We start from the raw sequence: 22,105 nt of genomic DNA, 5'->3' as shown, positions 1-22,105 counted from the left end.
TCGGCCCGGATGAACCCGGGCAAGTACGCCGCCCTGGTGGAGCAGGCCCGTCGGTTGGGTCGGGTTCGTAGTGAGGTGTGGCAGCGATACGGGTCAATCAACGGTGTCGGATCCGGGCTGCGGGACCGGCAGGTGCGCGACCGGTGGCTGGCCGACGGCACCCACGCATCGTTTGCTGTGTTGGCGAATGCGTGGAAGGAAACCGTCCGCGACACGATGGCCGACATCGCCGCGAACCTCGAGGCGGCCAAGGTCGAGGTCCGGCGGGCCATCGGTCGGCGCACCAAAGACCCGGCCGAGCGCAAGCGCATGTTCACCGCGCTGAAGGCCGGCCGGTGGGCCAGTGATCCTTTCCTGGCGCGGCAGATGCGCCAGCACTGGAAGCGTGGCCACAACCGCGCCCACGATCAGATCGTCGTGCGCGCCGACAACTACAACACCCTCACCGATGGGCGTGGCCGGTTATGGTTGGCCGTTCCCGGCCTCGAACCTCGGCGGATGGTCCGAATCCCACTGTCGACCACTGTCGCCCCGACGGGCACGCTACGGCTGATTCTGCGCGGCGGCCGGGTCGAGGTGCATTACCAGATCGACGCGGCGGGAATGCGGTCGTCGCAGCGGCCCTGCGGTGACCAGACGTTGGGTGTGGACAAGGGCTACACCGAAGCGCTGACCGACTCCGACGGCCAGCCCCACGGTGAACAGCTCGGCGAACTGCTAGCCCGTGAGTCGGATCGGTCGAAGGAACGCAACCGGCGCCGGGCGAAGCTGCGCTCGATCGCCAACACCGCCGCCCTGCGCGGTGACCACGCCAAGGCGCAGCGGATCAAGGCGAACAACCTCGGCACCATCAAGCGGGACCGGCAGGCCGCCCGCCACCGCGCCCGGGTGCGTACGGAGATCTTCACCGCCGTGCACGAGGTCGTCGACAAGGCCGCCACCGTGGTCGCCGAGGACCTCACCAAACGCTTCGCCGAGCGAAAGAAGCTTCCCAAGAACATCAACCGGCGTCTCGCGGCATGGACCAAAGGAGTCACCGCTGAGGCCCTGAAAAGCGTGTCGGAGCGCAGAGGTTCTGCGCACGTTCCCGTCAACGCCGCCTACACCTCACAAACCTGCCACCGCTGCGGCGACTTCGGCCGCCGCGACGGGAACAGGTTTCACTGCACCCGCTGCGGGGTGGTGTGGCAAGCCGACGTGAACGCCGCGATCAACATCCTGCAAAGAGCCGGCGACCCCGACATCGCCCTGCACACCCCACACCAGCGGGTGAAGCAGATCCTGCAGGACCGGACCGATCGCCACCGGACCAGACTGCCGGTCCAGGACTCCAGCCCGACCACCACGGCCGAGCGGAGAGCGAAACATCCGAACCGCTCAGTTATGAGCAACAAGGAGGAAGCAGTTGACCAGGATCGCTCCGGTGACGTTGATGGCGACGGATTGGGCACGCGGGGCGTCCTTTGCGGACGAGCCGAGGACGCACAGGTTGGCGATACAGGGACTGGCGGACCGCACAGGTCGCGCGGCGAGGCACAGTCCACCCGGCAATTCGATACGCATTCGCAGTTGACAGGACGCCCAGTGATGGTTGTCAAACGTTTGTCCGATGCGCAGCGTGCCCTACGCCGTTACCGTGTGGTCATCGTGGTCGATTCCTGACGCTCGGCTGTTCTCGACGACCTGCTGGTGTAGCGGCACGCCACCGGCCTGGACCGGAGGATTCGCGATGAGTGATCCGAGTGCCTCGCTGGTCAGCACCCCGCGTCCCGAGCAGCCGGGCGAGACCGGGGCACCGGCCGCCGCCGGCCCGCCGGAGTCCGCGCGACAGCAGCAGCCGCGTGGCCTGCTGGGTGACGCGTGGCGGGATCTGCGCCGCAAGCCGCTGTTCTGGATCTCCGCCACGTTGATCCTGGTCTTCGTGCTGATGGCGGCCTTCCCCTGGCTGTTCACCTCCGGCGACCCGATCAACGGCGACCTGGCACACAGCCGCGCCGAACCCTCGGCGTCCGCCTGGTTCGGCTACGACGTACAGGGGCGCGACGTCTACGCCCGCACCATCTACGGTGCCCGGGCCTCCATCCTGGTGGCACTGCTCTCCACCATCGGCACGCTGCTCATCGGCGGCGCGATGGGCACGGTCGCCGGTTACCGCGGCGGCTGGGTCGACAGTCTGCTCTCCCGGATCGCGGACGTCTTCTTCGGCCTGCCGTTCATGCTCGGCGCCATCGTCATCCTGACCACGTTCAACGGCTCGGGCACGGACAACAGCGAGTCGCAGATCATGGGCCTGGTAATCGTCTCGCTCGTGGTCCTGTTGTGGCCGGTGGTGATGCGGTTGATGCGCTCCTCCGTGCTGGCCACCAAGGAGGCCGACTACATCCTGGCCGCCCGGGCCCTGGGTGCCGGCACCGGCCGAATCGTCCTCAAGCACCTGCTGCCGAACTGCGTCGCACCGCTGCTGGTGTACGGGACGATCATGATCGGCTCCTTCATCGGCGCCGAGGCCACCCTGTCCTTCCTGGGCATCGGCCTGAAGACCCCGGTCGTGTCCTGGGGCATCATGATCAGTGAGGCGCAGAACTACATCCGGGTCTCGCCGTACCTGCTCCTCTTCCCCGCCGCGTTCCTCGTCACCGCCGTGCTCAGCTTCGTGATGCTCGGCGAGACGGTCCGCGAAGCCCTCGACCCGAAACTGCGGTGACCGCGGGCGATCGGCGTCGGCGTCGGCCTGGGCGGACCCGTAGCCGGGTCGAGGCGCGGCGTCGGTCCTCGTAGGCTGTGCCGGTGATCTTTACGCCGCGCCTCGTCGACACCGCGGCACGTCGCCGGTCGCCCGACGTGCCGTTCGAAAGGAAGGGCGGTGCGGCCGCCTGGCGGTCCGTCGTGGCAGCGGCCGGAGCGGGCGCGGCGAGGGCGCTGTGGTGAGCGGGCTGCCCGTACCCGGGCAGCGGGCTGTCCCGCCGCCGTCCGCGTCGCGCCGGTCGCGGGTAGCGCTGTGGTGTGCCCGCGTCGAGGGTTCACGCTGGTTCGAGGTGGCGATCGTCGTCGTCATCGGGGCGAACGCGGTGGTGCTCGGCGTCGAGACCTACCCGCACCCGGGGTCGCTCGGGACACTGCTGCGGGCATTGGAGTGGTTCTTCCGCACGGTGTTCATCGTCGAGATCGCCATCCGGCTGCTGGCGCACGGTCGGCGGCCCCAGGACTTCTTCCGGCGCGGGTGGAACGTCTTCGACTTCGTGGTGACCGCGGCGGCGTTCATCCCCGGCCTGCACGGCGAGTCGGCTGGGCTGCGGGTGATCCGAATCGCCCGGGTGGTGCGGCTGGTGCGCTTCTCGCCCGGGCTGCGCACCATCGTGACGGCGCTGCTGCGCAGCCTTCCCGGGGTCGGTGGGTTCCTCGCCCTCGCCCTGGTGACCCTGTACGTGTACGGCATGGCCGGGTGGCTCATCTTCAAAGAGGCGTATCCCGACGACTACGGCACGATCGGGCGGGCCGCGCTGACCCTGTTCGTGCTGCTGTCCCTGGAGACGCTGCCCGACCTGATCGAGCAGGGCATGGCACTGTCGCCGTGGACCCTCGTCTACTACGTCAGCTTCGTGCTCATCACCGTCAACCTGCTGGTGAACATCCTCATCGCGGTGATCGTCAACTCGATGGAGGAGGCTCGCCGGCTGGAGATGACCGAACGGATGGCGGTGGACGAGGACCGCGACGGCGTACCGGACGAGATCGACCGGATCATGATCAGCCAGCGGCTCGACGACCTGCGGGCGCTGGTGACCGACCTGGAGCGGGAGCTGCGGATCGACCGCGACGCCGGGCAGTCCAGAGCGGGTACCCGGGACCGGTGACGCGGCGGCCCGTCACCCGTTAGGCGCCGCATCCGCCGAGACGACGACCACGTGCAGATGTCGAGGGCCGTGGACGCCCTCCACCCGGTTGAGTTCGATGTCGCTGGTGGCCGAGGGTCCGCTGATCCAGGTCAGCGGGCGACGCGGGTCGACCCGGGCGACGGCGTCCGGCACCGTGGCGACGACCTGGTCGGCCCGCAGCACACACACGTGCACGTCGGGCAGCAGGCTGATGACCCGCCGGCCCTGGTCCGGGGCGGCGTCGAGCACGATGGTGCCGGTTTCGGCGACGGCCACGGCCGCGGCGGTGACCACCCCGTCCACGGCGGCGATCTGCGCCGCGGTGAGGTTCTCGTCGGTCACCGCGGCGACGGTGGCGGGCAGCCAGTGCCGGGGCAGCCCGGGCGGGACCACGACGCGCCGGCCGCCGAGCACCTCGTCGACGACCTGCGCGACGTCGGCGTCCGCGCACCGGTGCACGGTGGCCCGGTAGTCGGTGAGCCGGTGCACCAGCAGGTCGAGGTCGACGGCGACGGCACCGGCCGGCCGGTAGTCCCGGGGCACCGCGGCCGGGTCCGCCGGCGGCTCACCGAGGGCGCCCCGGAGCCGGCCCAGGATGAGGTCACGTGCGGTCACCGCTCGGCCCACCACTGGCGGAAGGTCTGGGGTGGCGCGGCCGGCAGGTCACGGCTGGCGGTCCAGCCGTTCAGCGGCGGGGGCAGGGCAGGGCCGGCGAGCCGGGCCAGGCCCGCGGCGCGCTGCGCGGCCGCGTACAGCCGGGGATGGTCCATGGTGTACGCGGCGGCGCCCATCGCGGCCTTCTCGCCGGCCGGGTGGGGGGCTTGGCCGCGCAGGTGCACCAGCAGCTCCGGAATGTTGATCATCACGGGGCAGGCGTCGTAGCAGGCGCCGCAGAGCGACGACGCGTACGGCAGGGAGGCGTTGTCCGGCACCCCGGTGAGCTGCGGGGACAGCACCGCCCCGATCGGCCCCGGATAGACCGAGCCGTACGCGTGCCCGCCGGTGCGCTCGTACACGGGGCACACATTGAGGCAGGCGGAGCAGCGGATACAGTGCAGCGCCTGCCGGCCGACGGCGTCGGCGAGCACCGCGCTGCGGCCGTTGTCCAGCAGCACCAGGTGCACCTGCTGCGGCCCGTCGCCGGGGGTGACCCCGGTCCACATCGACGTGTACGGGTTCATCCGCTCCCCGGTCGACGCGCGGGGCAGCAACTGCAGGAACACCTCGAGGTCCGCCCAGGTGGGGATGACCTTCTCGACGCCCATCACGGTGATCAGGGTCTCCGGCAGGGTGAGGCACATCCGGCCGTTGCCCTCCGACTCGACCACGGCCAGGGTGCCGGTCTCCGCGACGGCGAAGTTCGCCCCGGAGACGGCCACTCGGGTGCTGAGGAAGGTCTCGCGCAGGTGCCGGCGCGCCGCGGCGGCCAGGACGGCCGGCTCGTCGGTGAGGGCGGGGTCGACGCCGGGCATCTCGCGCAGGAAGATCTCCCGGATCTCCGCCCGGTTGCGGTGGATGGCCGGAACCAGGATGTGGCTGGGCCGGTCCCGGCCGAGCTGCACGATCAGCTCCGCCAGATCGGTCTCCACCGGTTCGATCCCGGCGGCCTCGAGGGCTTCGTTCAGGCCGATCTCCTGGGTGGCCATCGACTTGACCTTCATGACCCGCTGCGCGCCGGTGGCCCGGACCAGGTCGGTCACGATGCGGTTGGCTTCCAGCGCGTCGGCGGCCCAGTGCACGGTGCCGCCGGCCGCGGTAACCGCGGCTTCGAGCTGCTCGAGCAGTTCCGGCAGGCGGGCCATGACGTCGGTCTTGATCGCGGAGCCGGCGGCGCGCAGCTGCGCCCAGTCGGGCAGCTCGCCGATCACCGCTGCCGACTTGGCGCGGATCGTGGTGGTGGCATGCCGCAGGTTACGGCGCAACTGCGCGTCCCCCAGCGCCCGGCGGGCCGCCGCCGGGAAGGACTCCTCGCCGCGCAGATTGCCCACCCCGCGCGGGGCGGTGGCCGGCATGCCCAGGAACGTCCGCGTCACGACCCCACCTCCAACCGGTCCCGCTCCCCCGCGGTCTCGGCCCCCTCGGTGCTGGCCAGGATCTCCGCCAGGTGCACGGTCCGCACGCCGGCCCTGAGCCGGGACAGCCCGCCGCCGATGTGCATCAGACACGACGAGTCCCCCGCCGTGCACATTTCCGCACGGGTGGCGAGGACGTTGCGCATCTTGTCCGCCAGCATCGCCGTGGAGGTGTCCGCGTTCTTCACCGCGAACGTGCCACCGAACCCACAGCACTGCTCCGCCTGCGGCAGCTCCACCAGCTCCAGGCCACGGACCTCCCGCAGCAGGCGCAGCGGCTTGTCCGCCACCCGGAGCATCCGCAGCGAATGGCACGTCGGGTGGTAGGTCACCCGGTGCGGGAAGTACGCCCCCACGTCGGTCACCCCGAGCACGTCCACCAGCAGCTCCGACAGCTCGTAGGTGCGGCGGGCGACCTCTTCCGCCCGGCTGGCCAGCCGCTCGTCCCCCGCCCGGCGGGCCACCATCGCGTGCTGATGCCGAACCGAGCCGACGCAGGAACCGGAGGGGGCGACCACCACGTCGTACGGGGCGAAGACCCGGACGTGCCGGCGGACCAGCCGCAGCGCGTCGTCCGGGTAACCGGTGTTGACGTGCATCTGCCCGCAACAGGTCTGGTCCGCCGGGAAGACCACCTCGTGGCCGAGGCGCTCCAACAGCCGCACCGTCGCCTTCGCCGCCTCGGGAAAGAGCGTGTCGGCGAGGCAGGTGACGAACAGCGCGATCCGCATCCTCAACCGCCCATCCGATTCTCGGCGGCCCGCCACGCCGCCTCGTCGCCGCGCGGTTCGTACCGCACGATGCGCTGAGTGTCGCGCAGCACGGACCGCAGGGCCGCCAGATCGCCGGTGACGGCGCCGGCGGCACGGGCCTGCACCAGGATGTTACCGAGCGCGGTGGCCTCGACCGGCCCGGCGAACACCGGGAGTCCGCAGGCGTCCGCGGTCAGCTGGCAGAGCAGTTCGTTGCGGGCGCCGCCGCCGACGACATGCACGGCGTCGACGTGCCGGCCGGACAGCTGCTGCGCCTGGCGTACGGCGCGGCGGTGGGCCAGGGCCAGGCTGTCGACGATGCAGCGGACGGTCGCGGCGGGGGTGGCGGGTACCGGTTCGCCGGCGCGGCGGCAGGCATCGGCGATGCGGGTGGGCATGTCGCCGGGCGGCAGGAACCGCGGGTCGTCGGGGTCCACGACCGAGCGGAAGGCCGGCTCCCGGGCCGCCCGGCGCAGCAGGTCGGGCAGGTCGCTGGCGCCCCAGGTGCGCAGCGATTCCTGCAGCAGCCACAGGCCCATGACGTTGCGCAGGTAGCGGATCGTCCCGTCGACGCCGGATTCGTTGGTGAAGTTGGCCTGCCGGCTCGCCTCGGTGAGCACCGGGGCGTCGAGCTCGACGCCGACCAGCGACCAGGTGCCGCAGGAGACGTAGGCGAAGCGCTCCCCCGCCGCCGGCACGCCCACCACTGCCGATGCGGTGTCGTGGGAGCCGACCGCCACCACCTCGGGGGTGCCGGGCAGGCTCAGGCTGGGCCGCACCGGGCCGATCCTGGTGCCTGGCTCACGCAGCGGCGGAAACAGGTCGGCGTGGATGCCCGCGTCGGCCATCAGGTCGGTGGCCCAGGCCCGGCGGCGCAGGTCGTACAGCTGGGTGGTGGAGGCGTTGGTGACCTCGGCGGTGACCTCGCCGGTGAGCCAGTACGCGATGAGGTCGGGGATCAGCAGCAGCCACCGCGCCGCGGTCAGCTGCGGCGTGCCGGCCGCCGCGACGAGCTGGTAGAGGGTGTTGAACGGCAACTGCTGCAGCCCGGTGGTGCGGTAGAGCCGCTCCGCACCGAGCTGCTTGATGACCCGCTCGGCGACGCCGTCGGTGCGGGCGTCACGGTAGTGCACCGGGTTGCCGAGCAGCGCCCCGGTGTCGTCGAGCAGCCCGTAGTCGACGGCCCAGGAGTCGATGCCGATGCTGGTCACCGGGCCGGCGGCGCGCAGGCCGTCGAGGACGCCCCGGTGCAGCGCGAGGACGTCCCAGTGCAGGGTGTCGCCGAGGCGCACCGGTTCGTTGGGGAACCGGTGCACCTCGGTCAGGTCCAGTCGGCCTGGTGCGACGCGGCCGAGCATGACCCGGCCGCTGGACGCACCCAGGTCGACGGCGGCGAGGTGGAGGTCGGTCACAGCATCCCTCGCCGGGCCGCCCACACCACCGCCTGGATCGGGGCGGTGACGCCGAGCCGGTCGCAGATGGCCCGGATCCGGCGGCGCACGGTCCGCTCGGACAGCCCGGACCGCCGCGCCACCGTCTCCAGCGGCACGCCCGTGGCCAGCAACCGCAGCAGCCGCAGGTCCTCCTCGTCGAGCACCGGATTCTCCACGAGCATCGTCGTCCTCATTCCCGCACCGGGCCGGATCAGCGGAGGAAGGCCGCGGCGACGCCGGCGTCCACCGGGATGTGCAGACCCGTCGTGTGTGACAGGTCGCCGCCGGTGAGCACGAAGACGGCGTTGGCGACGTGCTCGGGCAGCACCTCCCGCTTGAGCAGGGTGCGCTGGGCGTAGAACTCGCCCAGCTTCTCCTCCGGCACGCCGTAGACGGCGGCGCGCTGGGCGCCCCAGCCGGCGGCGAAGATGCCGGAGCCGCGAACCACCCCGTCGGGGTTGACGCCGTTGACCCGGATGCCGTGGCCGCCCAGTTCGGCGGCGAGCAGGCGGACCTGGTGCGCCTGGTCGGCCTTGGCCGCGCCGTAGGCGACGTTGTTCGGTCCGGCGAACAGGGAGTTCTTGCTGGCGATGTAGACGATGTCGCCGCCCATCTGCTGGTCGATGAGGACCCGGGCGGCCTCCCGCGAGACCAGGAAGGAGCCCTTGGCCATCACGTCGTGCTGCACGTCCCAGTCCGCCTCGGTGGTCTCCAGCAGCGACTTCGACAGCGACAGTCCGGCGTTGTTGACCACCAGGTCCAGGCCTCCGAAGGCCAGGACCGCCGCGCGGACCGCGTCGGCCACCGCGTCGGCGTCGGTGACGTCCACCGGTACGGCCACCGCGACGTCCGGGCCGCCCAGCTCACCGGCGACCGTCTCGGCGGCGGCGGTGTCCCGGTCGGTGACGACCACGCAGGCGCCCTCGGCGGCCAGCCGGTGGGCGATGGCCCGGCCGATGCCGGAGCCGGCGCCGGTGACCAGGGCGATCCGGGTGGCGAGGGGCTTCGGCTTGGGCATCCGGGCCAGCTTGGCCTCTTCGAGGGCCCAGTACTCGATGCGGAACTTCTCGGCCTCGTCGATCGGGGCGTACCGGGACACGGCTTCGGCGCCGCGCATGACGTTGATGGCGTTGACGTAGAACTCCCCGGCGACCCGGGCGGTCTGCTTGTTGGCCCCGAAGCTGAACATGCCCACGCCCGGCACCAGGACGATGGCCGGGTCGGCGCCGCGCATCGGCGGGCTGTCGCCGGTGGCGTGCCGCTCGTAGTAGGCGCGGTAGTCGTCGCGGTAGGCGGCGTGCAGTTCCCGGAGCCGGGCGACCGTGTCGGCCAGCGGGGCGGTCGGTGGCAGGTCGAGCACCAGCGGGCGGACCTTGGTGCGCAGGAAGTGGTCCGGGCAGGAGGTGCCGAGCGCGGCGAGGGCGGGGTGCCGCTCGCGGGTGACGAAGTCGAGCACCACGTCGCTGTCGGTGAAGTGCCCCACCTGGGGGCGGTCGGTGGAGGCCAGGCCCCGGATGATCGGCGCCAGCGCCGCCGCGCGGGCGCGCCGTTCCTCCGGCGGCAGCGGCTCATAGCCGGGGATCACCGGGCCGAACGGCTCGGGACGGCCGTGCTCGTCGAGGTACGCCTGGGCGGTGCGGATGATCTCCCGCGAGTGGCGTTCGCACTCCTCGCTGGTTGAGCCCCAGGCGGTGATGCCGTGCCCGCCGAGGATGACGCCGATGGCCTGCGGGTTGGCCAACGCGGCGGCGGCGATGTCGAGCCCGAGCTGGAAGCCGGGGCGCCGCCACGGCACCCACAGCACCCGGTCGCCGAAGATCTCCTTGGTCAGTTCGGGCCCGTCGGCGGCGGTGGCGATCGCGATGCCGGCGTCGGGGTGCAGGTGGTCGACGTGGGCGGCGTCGACCAGGCCGTGCATGGCGGTGTCGATCGAGGGTGCCGCCCCGCCCCGCCCGTGCAGGCAGTAGTCGAAGGCGGCCACCATCTCGTCTTCCCGCTCGACGCCGGGGTAGACGTCGACGAGGGCGCGCAGCCGGTCGAGCCGGAGCACGGCCAGGCCGGCCTCGGTGAGGGTGCCGAGGTCGCCGCCGGAGCCCTTGACCCAGAGCAGCTCGACGGGGCCGCCGGTCACCGGGTCGGTGGCCTCCCCCTTGGCCGAGGTGTTGCCACCGGCGTAGTTGGTGGTGGTCGGGTCGGCGCCGAGCCGGTTGCTGCGGGCGATGAGCGCCTGAACCTCGGAATGCATCGTCCTCATGTCCCCTGTCTGCGTTCTCGGTGGTGGTCAGGCGCCCCAGCCGGCCTGCTGGCCGCCGACGCGTTCGGCGCGGATCTTGTCGAAGTAGCCGGAGCGGGCGTACGCCGCCATCGGATCGGGGTCCAGGCCCAGCTCGGCGCGCAGCTCGGCGAGCAGCGGCCGCACGTCGGTGTGGTAGGCGTCCATCAGCACCGCGTTGGCGCCGAGCACGTCACCGGCCTGCTGCGCGGCGGCCAGCGCGGCGGCGTCGACGAGCAGCGCCTTGGCGGTGGCCTCCTGCACGTTCAGCACGGACCGGATGATCGCGGGGATCTTCGGCTCGATGTTGTGGCACTGGTCGAGCATGAACGCGATCCCGGCCTCCGGGCGCAGCGCGTCGCCGCGGATGATCTCGTACATGATGCGGAACAGCTGGAACGGGTCCGCGGCGCCGACCATCAGGTCGTCGTCGGCGTAGAAGCGGGAGTTGAAGTCGAAGGCTCCCAGCTTCCCGGCCCGCAGCAGGAACGCCACGATGAACTCGATGTTGGTGCCGGGCGCGTGGTGTCCGGTGTCGATGACGACCTGCGCCTTCGGCCCGAGTTCGAGGCAGTGCGCGTACGCGGTGCCCCAGTCCGGCACGTCGGTGGTGTAGAAGGCCGGCTCGAACAGCTTGTACTCCAGCAGCAGCCGCTGGTGGTCGCCGAGCCGGTCGTACGTCTCGCGCAGCGCGGCGGCGAGCCGGTCCTGCCGGGCGCGGATGTCGTCCTGCCCGGGGTAGTTGGTGCCGTCGGAGAACCAGAGCTTGAGGTCGCGGGAGCCGGTGCGGTCCATGATGTCCACGCACTCGAGCAGGTGGTCGATCGCCTTGCGGCGCACGCCCGGGTCCGGGTTGGTGACGCTGCCGAGCTTGTAGTCGTTGTCCTGGAACACGTTGGCGTTGATCGCACCGAGGGCGACGCCCTGGTCGGCGGCGTACTTTGCCAGGTCGGCGTAGTCGTCGACCCGGTCCCACGGGATGTGCAGGGCGACCGTGGGCGCCACCCCGGTGAGCCGGTGCACCACCGCCGCGTCGGCGATCTTCTCGTACGGGTTGCGCGGCACGCCCTCCTGCGGGAAGACCTTGAACCGGGTGCCGGAGTTCGCGTACGCCCAGGACGGGGTCTCGATGCGCTGGGTGCGCAGGGCCTGCTTGACCCGGTCGTGGGTCTGCGCGTCGGACTGGGTCATCGTGACTCTCCCGTCTGGGCGGCGAGCTGCGCCTCGAGGTTGAAGACCTCGTCCAGCGGCCGCATGGCCCGGTCGGCCGTGCCCTGGTCGAGGTCGAGGAAGTAGGACGCCATCTCCGCCTGCCAGCGGGCGTTGACGTCACGGGCCTGCATGGCGGCCTGGGCCGCCGCGAAGTCGTCGGTCACCAGGAACCCCACGAGCAGGCCGTCCTCGCGCAGGAACAGCGAATAGTCGTGCCAGCCGCACTCGGCCAGGGCGGCGAGCATCTCCGGCCAGACCCGCTCGTGCCGGGCGCGGTACTCGTCGAGGCGGGCCGGGTCGACCTGCAGGGTGAAGCAGATGCGGGGCATGGTTCTCCCGTCGGGCGCCCCCGGGGCGGTGCCGGCGCGACCGGCGCCGGCACCGCCAGGGCGGTCAGAACTGGAACTGGTCGATGTTGTTCTTGTCGAACACGGTGGGCGGGCCGAGGACGACCACCCCGTCCTTGCCGACGGTGAACTCGCCGAGCTTGCCGGCCTTGAACTTGTCGCCCTCGGCGCCGGTGATCTGGCCCGAGGCGAGGGCCGCGCCGGCGTACGCGGCGAGGTAGCCGAGGTCGGCGGGGTTCCACAGGGCGAACCCGTCGACGGTGCCGTCCTTGACGTACTCGCGCATCTGGTTCGGGGTGCCCAGGCCGGTCAGCTTGACCTTGCCCTTGTACTGCGACCCGCTGAGGTAGCGGGCGGCGGCGGCGACGCCGACCGTGGTCGGCGAGATGATGCCCTTCAGGTTGGGGTAGGACTGCAGCAGGCCCTGGGTCTCCTGGAAGGACTTCTGGTCGTCGTCGTTGCCGTAGGCCACGGTGACCAGCTTGAGCTTGCTGTACTCGGGCTTCTTCAGCTCCTCCTTCATCAGCGCGATCCAGGCGTTCTGGTTGGTCGCGTTGGCGGTGGCGGACAGGATGGCGATCTCGCCCGCGCCGCCGATCTGCTCGGAGATGAGCTTGACCTGGTTCTCCGCGATGCCCTCGGCGGTCACCTGGTTGACGAAGATCTGGCGGCACTCCGGCTTGGTGTCGGAGTCGAAGGTGACGATCTTGGCACCGGCCGCCTTCGCCTGGTTCAGCGCGCCGCAGATCGCGTTGGGGTCGTTGGCCGAGGTGACGATCACGTCCATGCCCTGCTGCGACAGGGTGTTGATGTAGCTGACCTGGGACGAGGCGCTGGCCTCGGAGGGGCCGACCTCCTTGTACTCGCCCTTGATCTCGGTGATCGCCTCCTTGCCACCGTTGTCGCTGGTGGTGAAGTAGGGGTTGTTCACCTGCTTCGGCAGGAAGGCGATCTTGAGCCCTTCCTTGAGCTTGGCGTCCGGGTTGGCGGCGCCGCTGGCCTGCGCGCCGCCGCCGGTGTCGTTGCCGGAGTTCTCCCGGGTGGTGCCGCCACAGGCGGCGGAGCCGAGCAGCAGCGCGGCGAGGGTGACGGCGGTGGCCCCGACGCGGAGCCGTCTGTACGTGGACATCGTTATCCTTCCAGGGAGGTGGGGTGCGGAGACGGTCACGACGCGGTGAGGTGCGCGCGTCGCCGTCGGCGGTGCAGCCGGGCGCGGAGTTCCGCGACGGCGTTGGGCAGTACCACGGAGACGATCAGCAGGGTTCCGGTGACGATGGTCAGCGCGTTGGCGTCCACATCGGCGAGCTGCAGGGCGTTGCGCAGGACCCCGAGGAGCAGGACACCGGCCACCACGCCGAGCAGCCCGCCGCGGCCGCCGAAGATGGACACCCCGCCGAGCAGCACCGCGGTCACCACGGTCAGCTCCAGGCCGGTGGCGTTGTCGCCGCGGGCGCTGGCGTAGCGCAGGGTCCAGAAGACCCCGGCCAGCCCGCAGACCGCACCGGAGACCACGAACAGCCAGAACTTGGTCCGGGCCACCGACACGCCGGCGAACGTGGCGGCCTCGTCGTTGTTGCCCATGGCGTACAGCGCCCGGCCGGCCGGGGTGGCGTGCAGCACGACGCCGAACACCAGCGCCAGCAGCAGCACCGGGACGACCGCGGCCGGGATCGACGTGCCCGGGATGGTCTGCACCGCGGCAGCGGTCCAGCTGGCCGGGAAGTCGGCCACCGCCTGGTCGCCGAGCACGACGAAGGACAGTCCCCGGTACAGGGCGAGGGTGCCGATGGTCACCGCCAGCGACGGCAGGCCGAACCCGGTGACGAACAGGCCGTTGACCGCGCCGAGCGCGGCGCCGAGCAGCACCACCAGCACGCAGATCAGCTCCAGCGACAGCCCGCTGGACAGCCACAGCTGCCCCATCAGCGTGCTGCCCAGGCCGACCATGCTGGCCACCGACAGGTCGATCTCGCCGGTGATGACGATCAGCGTCATGGGCAGCGCGAGCAGGGCCAGCGGCACCAGGTCGAGCAGCAGGAACTGGGCGTTGCGGCCGGTGGCGAAGTTCGGCACCGACAGGCCGGCCAGCAGTACGGCCACCGCCAGGGCGGCCACGATCGCCGCGTCCCAGGAGCCGAGCGCACCGCGCAGGCCCGCCAGGCGGCCCGCCTCCCGCTCGGGGTCCGCGGCGGACGGCGGTGCGGCGTACAGGCTGTCATGCGCCATGGGCGCTTCTCCCTCGGAGCCGGGCCGCCATCCGGAGGGCCAGGAGCCGGTCCAGGCCGATGGCGGCGAGGATGAGCGCGCCGACCACGGCCTGCTGCCAGAACGGGTCGATGCGCAGGACGGCCAGCGCGCTGCCGATCGTGGTGAGCAGGACGGCGCCGAGCGCGGCGCCGTAGGCGCTGCCGCTGCCGCCGAAGATGGCCACCCCGCCGACCACCGCGGCGGCGACGACCTGCAGTTCCAGGCCGGTGCCGGCGGCCGCGTCGAGGGTGCCGAACCGGGCGGCGTAGAGCACCCCGGCGAGGCCGGCGAGCGCGCCGTTGGCGACGAAGACGGCGAAGACGCGCCGGCCGACCGGGACGCCGGACAGCCGGGCGGCGGCCGGCTCGGAGCCGATGGCGTACAGCTCGCGGCCGCTGCGGTAGGAGCGCAGGTAGAAGCCGACGGCGGCGACGACGATGAGCGCGACCAGGAAGAGCACGGGTACGCCGAGCACCGTCTGGTTGCCCAGCCGCAGGAACGAGCGGGGCATGTCGGCGGCGTTGATCTGGCGGCCGGCCGCCCAGTAGTAGTCGACGCCGCGGAAGGCGTAGAGGGTGCCGAGGGTGATGACCAGGGCCGGAACCTTGGCCACCGCGATCAGCCCGCCGTTGACCACTCCGCAGACCGCGCCGAGGGCGACGCCGAGCAGGAGGGCGACCGGCCAGGGGGTGCCGGGTGCGGCGAGGAAGAGCTCGCCGGTGGCGAAGGCGACCAGCCCCAGGATCGATCCGACGGACAGGTCGACGTTGCGGGTGACGATGACCAGGGTCTGGCCGACCGCGAGGATGACCAGGATGGCGCAGCCGAGCAGCAGGTCCTTGATGCTCTGGCCGCTGAGGAACCGGTCGTTGCGCAGCGTGGTGACCAGGATCAGCGCGCCGAGGGCGAGCAGCAGGCTCAGTTCGCGTACGGCGAGCAGCCGCTCGGTGAGGCCGCGCCGCCGCCGGCCGGGGCCGGGTGGCGGGTTCTCGGCCGCCTGCGTGGGTGCCCCTGCGTCGGTGAGGCTCATGAGACGGCTCCTTGGCCGGTGGCGGCGAACATCACGGAGGTTTCGTCGGCCTCGGCCCGGGGCAGCTCGCGGACCACCCGTCCCTCGTGCATGACCAGCACCCGGTCGGCCATGCCGAGCACCTCGGGCAGCTCGCTGCTGATCATCAGGATGGCCAGCCCCTCGCCGGCCAGTTCGGACAGCAGCCGGTGGACCTCGGCCTTGGTGCCGACGTCGATGCCGCGGGTGGGTTCGTCGATGATCAGGATGCGGGGTTCGGTGGCGAGCCATTTGGCGAGCACCACCTTCTGCTGGTTGCCGCCGGAGAGGGTGGCCACCGGCGCGGCGAGGCGGGAGGCCTTGACCTGCAGCCGACGGGTCCAGCGGCGGGCCTCGGCCCGCTCGGCGCCACCGAGGAGCAGGCCCAGCCGGCTCAGCGCCCGGCGGCGGGCGAGGGTGGCGTTGCGCTCCACCGACAGCTCCATGACCAGGCCCTGCTGGCGGCGGTCCTCGGGCACCAGGGCCATGCCGGCGGCGATCGCCCGGCCCGCGTTGCCGGGCGGGAGGGCCCGGCCGGCCACGCGTACCTCACCGGCGTCGTAGCGGTCGACGCCGAAGACGGCGCGGGCGACCTCGCTGCGTCCGGCGCCGACCAGCCCGGCCAGGGCGACGATCTCGCCGCCGCGAACCGAGAAGGACACGTCGGAGAAGACGCCGGCCCGGCTGAGCCCGCGCACCTCCAGCAGGGTGTCGCGCAGCGGCGCGTCCTGTTTCGGGTAGAGCGAGGACACCTCGCGGCCGACCATGCGCCGCACCACCTCGTCGACGGTAAGGTCGGCGGCCCGGTCGCTGGAGACCCACGCGCCGTCGCGCAGCACGGTGATCCGCTGGCACAGGTCGAAGACCTCGTCGAAGCGGTGCGAGATGAACAGCACGGCGGCGCCGCGCTCGCACAGCGACCGGGCGACGCCGAAGAGGCGTTCCACCTCGACGCCGGAGAGCGCGGCGGTGGGCTCGTCCATGACCAGGATGCGGGCGTCGAAGGAGAGCGCCTTGGCGATCTCGACGAGCTGCTGGTCGGCGATGGACAGCCCGCGCGCGGGGCGGGCGGGGTCGATCCGGACACCGAGGCGCTCGAACAGCCGCTCGGCGTCCCGGTTCATCGCCCGGGTGTCGATGCGCCGCAGACCCCGCAGCGGTTGCCGGCCCATGAAGATGTTCTCCGCGACCGACAGGTCCGGGAACAGGGTCGGCTCCTGGTAGATGACGGCGATGCCGGCGGCGCGAGCGTCGGCGGGGCCGCGCAGCTGCAGCGGTCGGCCGTCGAGGGTCATCCGGCCGGCGTCCGGGGCGTGCGCTCCGGCGAGGGTCTTGACCAGGGTGGACTTGCCGGCCCCGTTCTCCCCGACCAGGGCGTGGGCCTCTCCGGGGTGCAGCGCCAGGTGCACCCCTCGCAGGGCGGCGACGGCCCCGAAGGACTTCGTAACGCCGTCCAGTTCCAGCAGCGGAGCGCTCTCCGCGCCCGGTGCGCCGGGGCTCATCCGATCCCCTCCTGAATCGTTTCACGTGTTGTTGCATGGACGGTAGGGGTCGACATTCGTGACCGTCAAGGGTTTCCCGGCGATTTCTAGACTGTTGCCAGCGGGGGCGGCCGCGTCGTGCGGCAACACGTCCCAGGCCTGCGACGGAGGCACGCCGGCCGGCTCCGCCGACTGGATGAAACGTTTTAGACGCTATAGACTCCCCGTCGTCGCCCGGTCGGCCCGTTCCGGCCGGCACGCCCCGTACGGCCGCGGCAGCACCGCGACCCCCGCCCGCACCCGAGAGCGGGCCGCAACCACCCACCGCACCGATCGTCAGGGGAGCCATGGCAGCGGCGAACATCAAGGAGGTGGCCCGGCACGCCGGCGTCTCCCTCGGCACGGTGAGCAACGTGCTCAACCGACCCGACACGGTCGCCCCGGCCACCCGGCAGCGGGTGCTCGACGCCATCACCGAACTCGGCTACGTCCGCAACGACTCCGCCCGCCAACTGCGCGCCGGGCACAGCCGGACCGTCGCCATCGTCGTGCTGGACGTGGCGAACCCGTTCTTCACCGACGTGGTGCGCGGCGCCGAACAGGTGGTCGAGGAGGCCGGCGCGATGCTCGTCGTCTGCAACAGCGGCGAGGACAGCGCCCGGGAACGCCGGCACCTGGAACTGCTGGAGGAGCAGCGGGTCCGCGGGGTGCTCATCACCCCGGTCGGCCACGGCCCCCAACCCAACCTGGACAAGCTCATCGACCGGGGCATCCCGGTGGTGCTCGTCGACCGCGGCTCCGGCCGGGCCAGCCGCTGCTCGGTGGCCGTCGACGACGTGCTCGGCGGCCGGCTGGCCATGGACCACCTGCTGGACCAGGGCCACCGGCGCATCGCGTACCTCGGCGGCCCGTTCTCCATCGCTCAGGTCGCCGAACGGCACGCCGGGGCCGCGGCCGCGCTGGAGGAACGCGGCGGCGCCGAGCTGCGGGTGGCGACCACCACCAACCTGACCGTCGCCGCCGGGCGGCGCGCCGCCGAGGACCTGCTGGCCCTGCCGGCCCGGCAGCGACCCACCGCCGTGTTCTGCGCCAACGACCTGATCGCGCTGGGCGTGCTGCAGGAGGTGACCGAGCGCGGCCTGCGGGTGCCCGCCGACGTGGCCATCGTCGGCTACGACGACATCGAGTTCGCCGGCGCGGCGGCGGTGCCGCTGTCGTCGGTGCGTCAACCCCGCGAACAGCTCGGCCGCACGGCGGCCCAACTGCTGCTGGAGGAGGCGCGGTCCGGCGAGACGCACCGGCACCGGCACGTGGTGTTCCAGCCGGAGCTGGTCGTCCGCCGCTCCAGCGAGCAGCCCCGGCGTACCCGGCGCTGACCTCGGGCCCGCGCAGGCGTCGCCGGCGAATGGTCGCCCGCCCGCCGGGCCCTGGAGGCAGGATCGCGTGCCACGACGGCCACAGCGCGACGGCGCCGGCCCGCGCTCCCCCGCGCGGCCGGCGCCGTCGCCGTCCTCAGCCGGTCGACGCGGAGCTGCTGACGAACCGCCAGGTACCCGCGCCCACCGTGTGCACCAGGTAGCCGCCCACCATCCGGCGGGCGGTCACCAGCCCACCCGGTGACGCCTCGACGTCCTCGGCCCGCGCCGCGGGCACGTGCACCTCGGCGGTGGCGCCGACCGGCACCTGCACGGTCAGCTCGAACCCGCCGTCCCGGCGCCGCCAGGCCGACGACGCCCGGCCGCGGACCGTGTCCACCGCCGCCGATGCGGCGGACACCTCGGCCCGGGCGTCCGGTCGGACCACCATGCGCGCCCAGCCGTCCGCGACCGGCCGCAGGCCGGCCACGTGCTCGTAGAGCCACTGCACGACGGTGCCGTGGAAGTAGTGCTGGCGCGAGCGGGTCGACGTCGGCCACATCTCCCACATGGTGTCGGCGCCGTTGTCCACCCAGTAGCCCCAGCTCGGGTAGGTCCGCTGCCGGGCCACCCGGGCCGCCACGTCGGCGTGGCCGTGCTCGGTCAGCACCGGCAGCAGGACGCTGGTGCCGAGGCAGCCGGTGTTGAGGTGCCAGCCCCGCTCCCGGATGTCGGCGACCAGGTTGTCCGCCACCTTCCCGACCAGGTCGTCGGGCACCAGCCCGAACGCCAGCGGCACCGCGTTGGAGGTCTGCCGGTAGCCGGGATCGCGGTCGGTGCGGTACAACCCGCGCGTCCGGTCCAGGAACGTCTCGTTCAGCCGGTCCCGCAGCCCGGCGGCCGCGGTGCGGAACCGGGCCGCCGGCCCGTCCTGCCCGGTCAGCTCGCCGACCTCGGCCGTGGCCACCAGCGCCCGGTGCAGGTACGCGGTCGCGGTGAGCCGGGTGTCCTCGGGCGGGTTGCCGCCGGTGCCGGGCGACAGGTAGTCCCCGAGCGCGGTCACGGCCAGCCCGTCGCGCAGCCGTCCCAGTTCCCAGTCCAGATAGTCGACCACCGGCTGCCAGTGCTGGCGCAGCAGCCGGTCGTCGCCGTACCAGCGGTGCATCTCGCGCAGCAGGAACGGGTAGACCGTCGTCCACTCCGGCGCCGGGGCGAGCTCCTGGTAGCCCCAGCCGCCGCTGGGCACGATCACCGGCACCTGCCCGGAGGTGACCTGGCTGTCGCGCAGGTCGCCGAGCCACTTGGTGAAGAACCGGGACAGGTCGAGCAGGCCCGCCATGGTGGGCGCGGCCACCTGCGCGTCGCCGGTCCAGCCGTTCTTCTCGTACATCGGGGTGTCGGTGGGGATGCCGTGCAGGTTGTTGCGCACCGTGCGGCGCATCATCCGTTCGAACTGCTCGAACAGCGGTTCGCTGCACCGGAACTCGCCGACGTCCCGGACGTCGGAGTGCACCACCCGCATGGTGACCGTGTCGGTGGTGGCCGCGCCGGGCAGGCCGTCGAGCTGCACATAGCGGAAGCCCTTGTACGAGAACTGCGGCTCCCACACCTCCTCGCCGCCGCCCCGGGCGACGTACTCGTCCTGCTGGAAGCGGGCGCTCTGCACGTTGCCGTTCGACGCCTCGACGGTGCCGTCGGCGCGCAGCTTCTCGCCGTACAGGATGCGGATCGTGGTGCCGGCCGGGGCGGTGACACGCAGCCGGACCCAGCCGGCGGTGGTCCGGCCGAAGTCGGCCACCCAGACACCGGCGCGCGGCGAGTTGAGGGCGACCGGGGCGACGGACTCGACCACCCGGATCGGCTCGTGCTCCTGGGCGCGCAGCGTGCCGGCCGGAGCGTCCAGGACGCTCGCCCGGGCCCACCCGGCGTCGTCGAACCCGGCGGTCGACCAGCCCGCCGGCTCCTGCCGGGCGTCGTAGGTCTCCCCCGCGAACAGCGAGTTGGACAGGGTGGGGCCGGCGGTGATCCGCCAGGCGTCATCGCTGACGATCTCGGTGCGCGACCCGTCCGGGTGCTCCACGACAAGCCGGGCGAGCAGCCGGGGCTCGCCGTGCCAGGGTGGCTGGTGCCAGCGCCACACGTTGCGGGTGGTCATGCCGTAGAAGCCGCGGCCCAGCTCGGCGCCGAGGACGTTCTGCCCCTCGGCCAGCAGGTCGGTGACGTCGTGCGTCACGTACAGGACGGTGTCGTCGTAGTCGGTGAATCCCGGGTCCAGCACCGCGGTGCCGACCCGCTTCCCGTTGACGTGCAGCACCTGGTAGGCGAGGCCGCTGGCGTACAGCCGCGCGCGGGCCACCGGCTTGGTCAGCCGGAACGCGCGCCGCAGCAGCGGGGCGGGTCGCTCCTCCACCGGCGGCTCGATGCCGCTGCCCCACGGTCCCTGCCCGTACGGAGCGAGCACGACCACCGGCGACCAGGCCGAGTCGTCGTGGCCCGGCTGCTCCCAGCCGGACTCGACGGTGCCGGTGGTCCGCCAGCCGCCGTCGGTGACCAGCACCAGTTCCCGGCTGTCGGCGGTGCGCACGACGAGCTTCACGATGAGGCCACCGGGGTTGACCGACGCACCCGCCCGGTTGGTGGCGATCGCGGCCAGCACCAGGTCACCGCCGACGGCCTGGCGGGCCAGCTCGGTGACGTCCGCGACCCGGGCGGTGCGCCAGCCGTCGGTCTGCTGGGGCGCCGACAGGGTGAGCCGACCGGCCAGGTACGCGGTGAAGTCGTCGTCGGCGCTCATGATCAGCCGGGCGGAGGCGACGTCGAGCCCCGCGGGCAGGGCCAGCCGGCCGCGGAACCAGCGCGGGCCGACGGGCGCGTTGTTCACCGTCGCGCCCGGCCCCCACACCCAGGAGGCGCCGGCCAGGTCCAGGGACCGGGGCTGGGGCACGGTGACGTTGCCGCCCCACGGCCCCTGCCCGTAGGGGGCGAGCACGGCCACGCCGGCCCAGCCGGCGTCGTCGTACCCGGCCTCCTGCCAGCCCGGCCGTTCGGTGTCCGAGCTGCGCCAGGAGCCGTCGGTGACCAGCACGAGCCGCTGCCCGGCGGCGGTCACCAGCACCAGCTTGGCGAGCAGGCCGGCCGGGTTCACCGACGGGCCGGGCCGGTTCGTGGCCACCGCGGCCAGGGTCAGCGTGCGGCCGACGGCCGTGCGGGCCAGTTCGGTGACGTCGGCGAGCTCGGCGCTCTTCCAGCCGTCGGTCTGCTGCGGGGCGTGCAGCACCTGACGCCCGTCGAGGTAGGCGGTGTAGTCATCGTCGGCGGTGACGACGAGGTGCGCGGCGGCGATCTCGACCCCGGCGGGCACCGCGAGCCGGCCCCGGAACCAGCGGGTACCGGCCGGCGCGTTGCTCGAGCTGGCCCCGGGCGACCAGATCCACGACGCCCCGGCGAAGTCGAGCGGTGCCTGCGCGACGTCCGGCTGCGCGCCGACCCAGCGAGCCGCGCCGAAGCCCTCGTCCAGCAGGCCGGTCTCGAACCAGGTCGGCGTGCTCCACCCGGTCTCCCGGCCGGCGCCGTCCCACAGCCGCACCGTCCAGTGGTAGCGGGTACGCGGGGCCAGGGGCGGGCCGGCGTACGGCACGCCGACCGACCGCGCCGAGGCCACCCGGCCCGAGTCCCAGACGTCGGCCGCGTCCGGGGTGAGCCGGTCGGCGCGGCTGGCCACCAGCACCTGGTACGCGCTCTGCGTGGCACCGTGGCCGGGGGCGGTGCCGGTCCAGGAGAAGCGGGGCTGGGCGACGTCGGTGCCGAGAAGCTGGTCGGCGTACTCGGTGCGGGGGCGGCCGACCGAGAGCGGGCCGGCACCAACCCCGGCCGGCGGTGCGGCCGCCGCCGGCTCGGCGATGCCCGCGCCGAGCGCGACGGCTCCGGCGCCGGCGACGCCCCAACCGAGCAGGGATCGGCGGCTGAGTTCGGTCCCCGGTGGCGGGACCGGTGGTGTCTGGGCCATGGGTG

17 protein-coding genes are annotated in these 22,105 nt (G+C 72.7%); 4 read left to right on the top strand and 13 right to left on the bottom strand.

From position 1 onward, the window contains the following. The first annotated feature begins 9 nt into the window (after window positions 1-9). The 3 genes from ACGF4F_RS04275 to ACGF4F_RS04265 all read left to right on the top strand — a co-directional run bounded on the left by ACGF4F_RS04275 (window position 10) and on the right by ACGF4F_RS04265 (window position 3,854). On the top strand, window positions 10-1,662 hold the full coding sequence (locus tag ACGF4F_RS04275; protein WP_393074680.1) for an RNA-guided endonuclease TnpB family protein: 1,653 nt from the start codon (window positions 10-12) through the stop codon (window positions 1,660-1,662). A 67-nt stretch (window positions 1,663-1,729) separates the two neighbouring features. Beyond that, complete coding sequence (locus tag ACGF4F_RS04270) at window positions 1,730-2,704, top strand: ABC transporter permease (protein WP_393074677.1); 975 nt, start codon at window positions 1,730-1,732, stop codon at window positions 2,702-2,704. Between the two features lie 217 nt (window positions 2,705-2,921). Continuing rightward, entirely contained in the window at window positions 2,922-3,854 is a 933-nt protein-coding gene (locus ACGF4F_RS04265) for an ion transporter (protein WP_357436356.1), read from the top strand. 12 nt (window positions 3,855-3,866) lie between these two features. Here ACGF4F_RS04265 and ACGF4F_RS04260 read toward each other — a convergent pair whose 3' ends face one another. The 12 genes from ACGF4F_RS04260 to ACGF4F_RS04205 form a co-directional block, all read right to left on the bottom strand. Next, window positions 3,867-4,490 (bottom strand): LUD domain-containing protein, encoded by a 624-nt coding sequence (locus tag ACGF4F_RS04260; RefSeq protein ID WP_357436354.1) that lies wholly within the window; start codon window positions 4,488-4,490, stop codon window positions 3,867-3,869. Further along, the gene (locus ACGF4F_RS04255) at window positions 4,487-5,887 is read right to left on the bottom strand and encodes a lactate utilization protein B (protein WP_357436498.1); all 1,401 of its coding nucleotides are present in this window, start codon (window positions 5,885-5,887) and stop codon (window positions 4,487-4,489) included. Before ACGF4F_RS04255 ends, ACGF4F_RS04260 begins: the two co-directional genes overlap by 4 nt. 17 nt (window positions 5,888-5,904) lie before the next feature. Beyond that, a complete protein-coding gene (locus tag ACGF4F_RS04250) occupies window positions 5,905-6,678 on the bottom strand; it encodes a (Fe-S)-binding protein (RefSeq protein ID WP_357436497.1) in 774 nt (257 codons plus the stop codon). A 2-nt stretch (window positions 6,679-6,680) separates the two neighbouring features. Then, window positions 6,681-8,111 (bottom strand): rhamnulokinase family protein, encoded by a 1,431-nt coding sequence (locus ACGF4F_RS04245; protein WP_357436352.1) that lies wholly within the window; start codon window positions 8,109-8,111, stop codon window positions 6,681-6,683. Further along, window positions 8,108-8,326 (bottom strand): helix-turn-helix domain-containing protein, encoded by a 219-nt coding sequence (locus tag ACGF4F_RS04240; RefSeq protein WP_393074672.1) that lies wholly within the window; start codon window positions 8,324-8,326, stop codon window positions 8,108-8,110. Before ACGF4F_RS04240 ends, ACGF4F_RS04245 begins: the two co-directional genes overlap by 4 nt. A 17-nt stretch (window positions 8,327-8,343) precedes the next feature. Beyond that, the gene (locus ACGF4F_RS04235; RefSeq protein ID WP_393074669.1) at window positions 8,344-10,386 is read right to left on the bottom strand and encodes a bifunctional aldolase/short-chain dehydrogenase; all 2,043 of its coding nucleotides are present in this window, start codon (window positions 10,384-10,386) and stop codon (window positions 8,344-8,346) included. 27 nt (window positions 10,387-10,413) lie between these two features. Beyond that, window positions 10,414-11,595, bottom strand: a complete 1,182-nt coding sequence (gene rhaI, locus ACGF4F_RS04230; protein WP_357436347.1) for an L-rhamnose isomerase — start codon at window positions 11,593-11,595, stop codon at window positions 10,414-10,416. Continuing rightward, complete coding sequence (locus ACGF4F_RS04225) at window positions 11,592-11,945, bottom strand: L-rhamnose mutarotase (RefSeq protein WP_357436346.1); 354 nt, start codon at window positions 11,943-11,945, stop codon at window positions 11,592-11,594. Before ACGF4F_RS04225 ends, rhaI begins: the two co-directional genes overlap by 4 nt. Before the next feature lie 64 nt (window positions 11,946-12,009). Continuing rightward, on the bottom strand, window positions 12,010-13,092 hold the full coding sequence (gene rhaS, locus ACGF4F_RS04220; RefSeq protein WP_073838427.1) for a rhamnose ABC transporter substrate-binding protein: 1,083 nt from the start codon (window positions 13,090-13,092) through the stop codon (window positions 12,010-12,012). Between the two features lie 35 nt (window positions 13,093-13,127). After that, window positions 13,128-14,189 carry an ABC transporter permease gene (locus ACGF4F_RS04215; protein WP_357436345.1) on the bottom strand — a complete coding sequence of 354 codons (1,062 nt, stop codon included), beginning with the start codon at window positions 14,187-14,189 and terminating at the stop codon, window positions 13,128-13,130. Next, window positions 14,179-15,240 carry an ABC transporter permease gene (locus tag ACGF4F_RS04210; RefSeq protein ID WP_357436343.1) on the bottom strand — a complete coding sequence of 354 codons (1,062 nt, stop codon included), beginning with the start codon at window positions 15,238-15,240 and terminating at the stop codon, window positions 14,179-14,181. The genes ACGF4F_RS04215 and ACGF4F_RS04210 overlap by 11 nt, the downstream gene beginning before the upstream one ends. Next, complete coding sequence (locus ACGF4F_RS04205; protein WP_357436341.1) at window positions 15,237-16,760, bottom strand: sugar ABC transporter ATP-binding protein; 1,524 nt, start codon at window positions 16,758-16,760, stop codon at window positions 15,237-15,239. The genes ACGF4F_RS04210 and ACGF4F_RS04205 overlap by 4 nt, the downstream gene beginning before the upstream one ends. Before the next feature lie 326 nt (window positions 16,761-17,086). On the opposite strand from ACGF4F_RS04205, the gene ACGF4F_RS04200 reads away from it, so the two are divergent. Next, window positions 17,087-18,115 (top strand): LacI family DNA-binding transcriptional regulator, encoded by a 1,029-nt coding sequence (locus ACGF4F_RS04200; protein WP_357436339.1) that lies wholly within the window; start codon window positions 17,087-17,089, stop codon window positions 18,113-18,115. Between the two features lie 136 nt (window positions 18,116-18,251). On the opposite strand, the gene ACGF4F_RS04195 is transcribed toward ACGF4F_RS04200, so the two are convergent. Then, entirely contained in the window at window positions 18,252-22,100 is a 3,849-nt protein-coding gene (locus tag ACGF4F_RS04195) for a family 78 glycoside hydrolase catalytic domain (protein ID WP_357436338.1), read from the bottom strand. Between the last annotated feature and the right edge of the window lie 5 nt (window positions 22,101-22,105).

This window comes from Micromonospora sp. NPDC047740 (assembly GCF_043204735.1).
Taxonomy (GTDB): Bacteria; Actinomycetota; Actinomycetes; order Mycobacteriales; family Micromonosporaceae; genus Micromonospora.
Note: the sequence above shows the minus strand (reverse complement) of the source record. Positions and strands in the feature narration are given on the sequence as shown.

Coding starts and splice junctions, on each gene's coding strand:
- rhaI (WP_357436347.1), bottom strand. CDS start 11,595: ATGACCCAGTCCGACGCGCAGACCCACGACCGGGTCAAGCAGGCCCTG.
- ACGF4F_RS04240 (WP_393074672.1), bottom strand. CDS start 8,326: ATGAGGACGACGATGCTCGTGGAGAATCCGGTGCTCGACGAGGAGGAC.
- ACGF4F_RS04270 (WP_393074677.1), top strand. CDS start 1,730: ATGAGTGATCCGAGTGCCTCGCTGGTCAGCACCCCGCGTCCCGAGCAG.
- ACGF4F_RS04195 (WP_357436338.1), bottom strand. CDS start 22,100: ATGGCCCAGACACCACCGGTCCCGCCACCGGGGACCGAACTCAGCCGC.
- ACGF4F_RS04255 (WP_357436498.1), bottom strand. CDS start 5,887: ATGCCGGCCACCGCCCCGCGCGGGGTGGGCAATCTGCGCGGCGAGGAG.
- ACGF4F_RS04275 (WP_393074680.1), top strand. CDS start 10: ATGAACCCGGGCAAGTACGCCGCCCTGGTGGAGCAGGCCCGTCGGTTG.
- ACGF4F_RS04225 (WP_357436346.1), bottom strand. CDS start 11,945: ATGCCCCGCATCTGCTTCACCCTGCAGGTCGACCCGGCCCGCCTCGAC.
- ACGF4F_RS04215 (WP_357436345.1), bottom strand. CDS start 14,189: ATGGCGCATGACAGCCTGTACGCCGCACCGCCGTCCGCCGCGGACCCC.
- ACGF4F_RS04200 (WP_357436339.1), top strand. CDS start 17,087: ATGGCAGCGGCGAACATCAAGGAGGTGGCCCGGCACGCCGGCGTCTCC.
- rhaS (WP_073838427.1), bottom strand. CDS start 13,092: ATGTCCACGTACAGACGGCTCCGCGTCGGGGCCACCGCCGTCACCCTC.
- ACGF4F_RS04235 (WP_393074669.1), bottom strand. CDS start 10,386: ATGAGGACGATGCATTCCGAGGTTCAGGCGCTCATCGCCCGCAGCAAC.
- ACGF4F_RS04205 (WP_357436341.1), bottom strand. CDS start 16,760: ATGAGCCCCGGCGCACCGGGCGCGGAGAGCGCTCCGCTGCTGGAACTG.
- ACGF4F_RS04210 (WP_357436343.1), bottom strand. CDS start 15,240: ATGAGCCTCACCGACGCAGGGGCACCCACGCAGGCGGCCGAGAACCCG.
- ACGF4F_RS04250 (WP_357436497.1), bottom strand. CDS start 6,678: ATGCGGATCGCGCTGTTCGTCACCTGCCTCGCCGACACGCTCTTTCCC.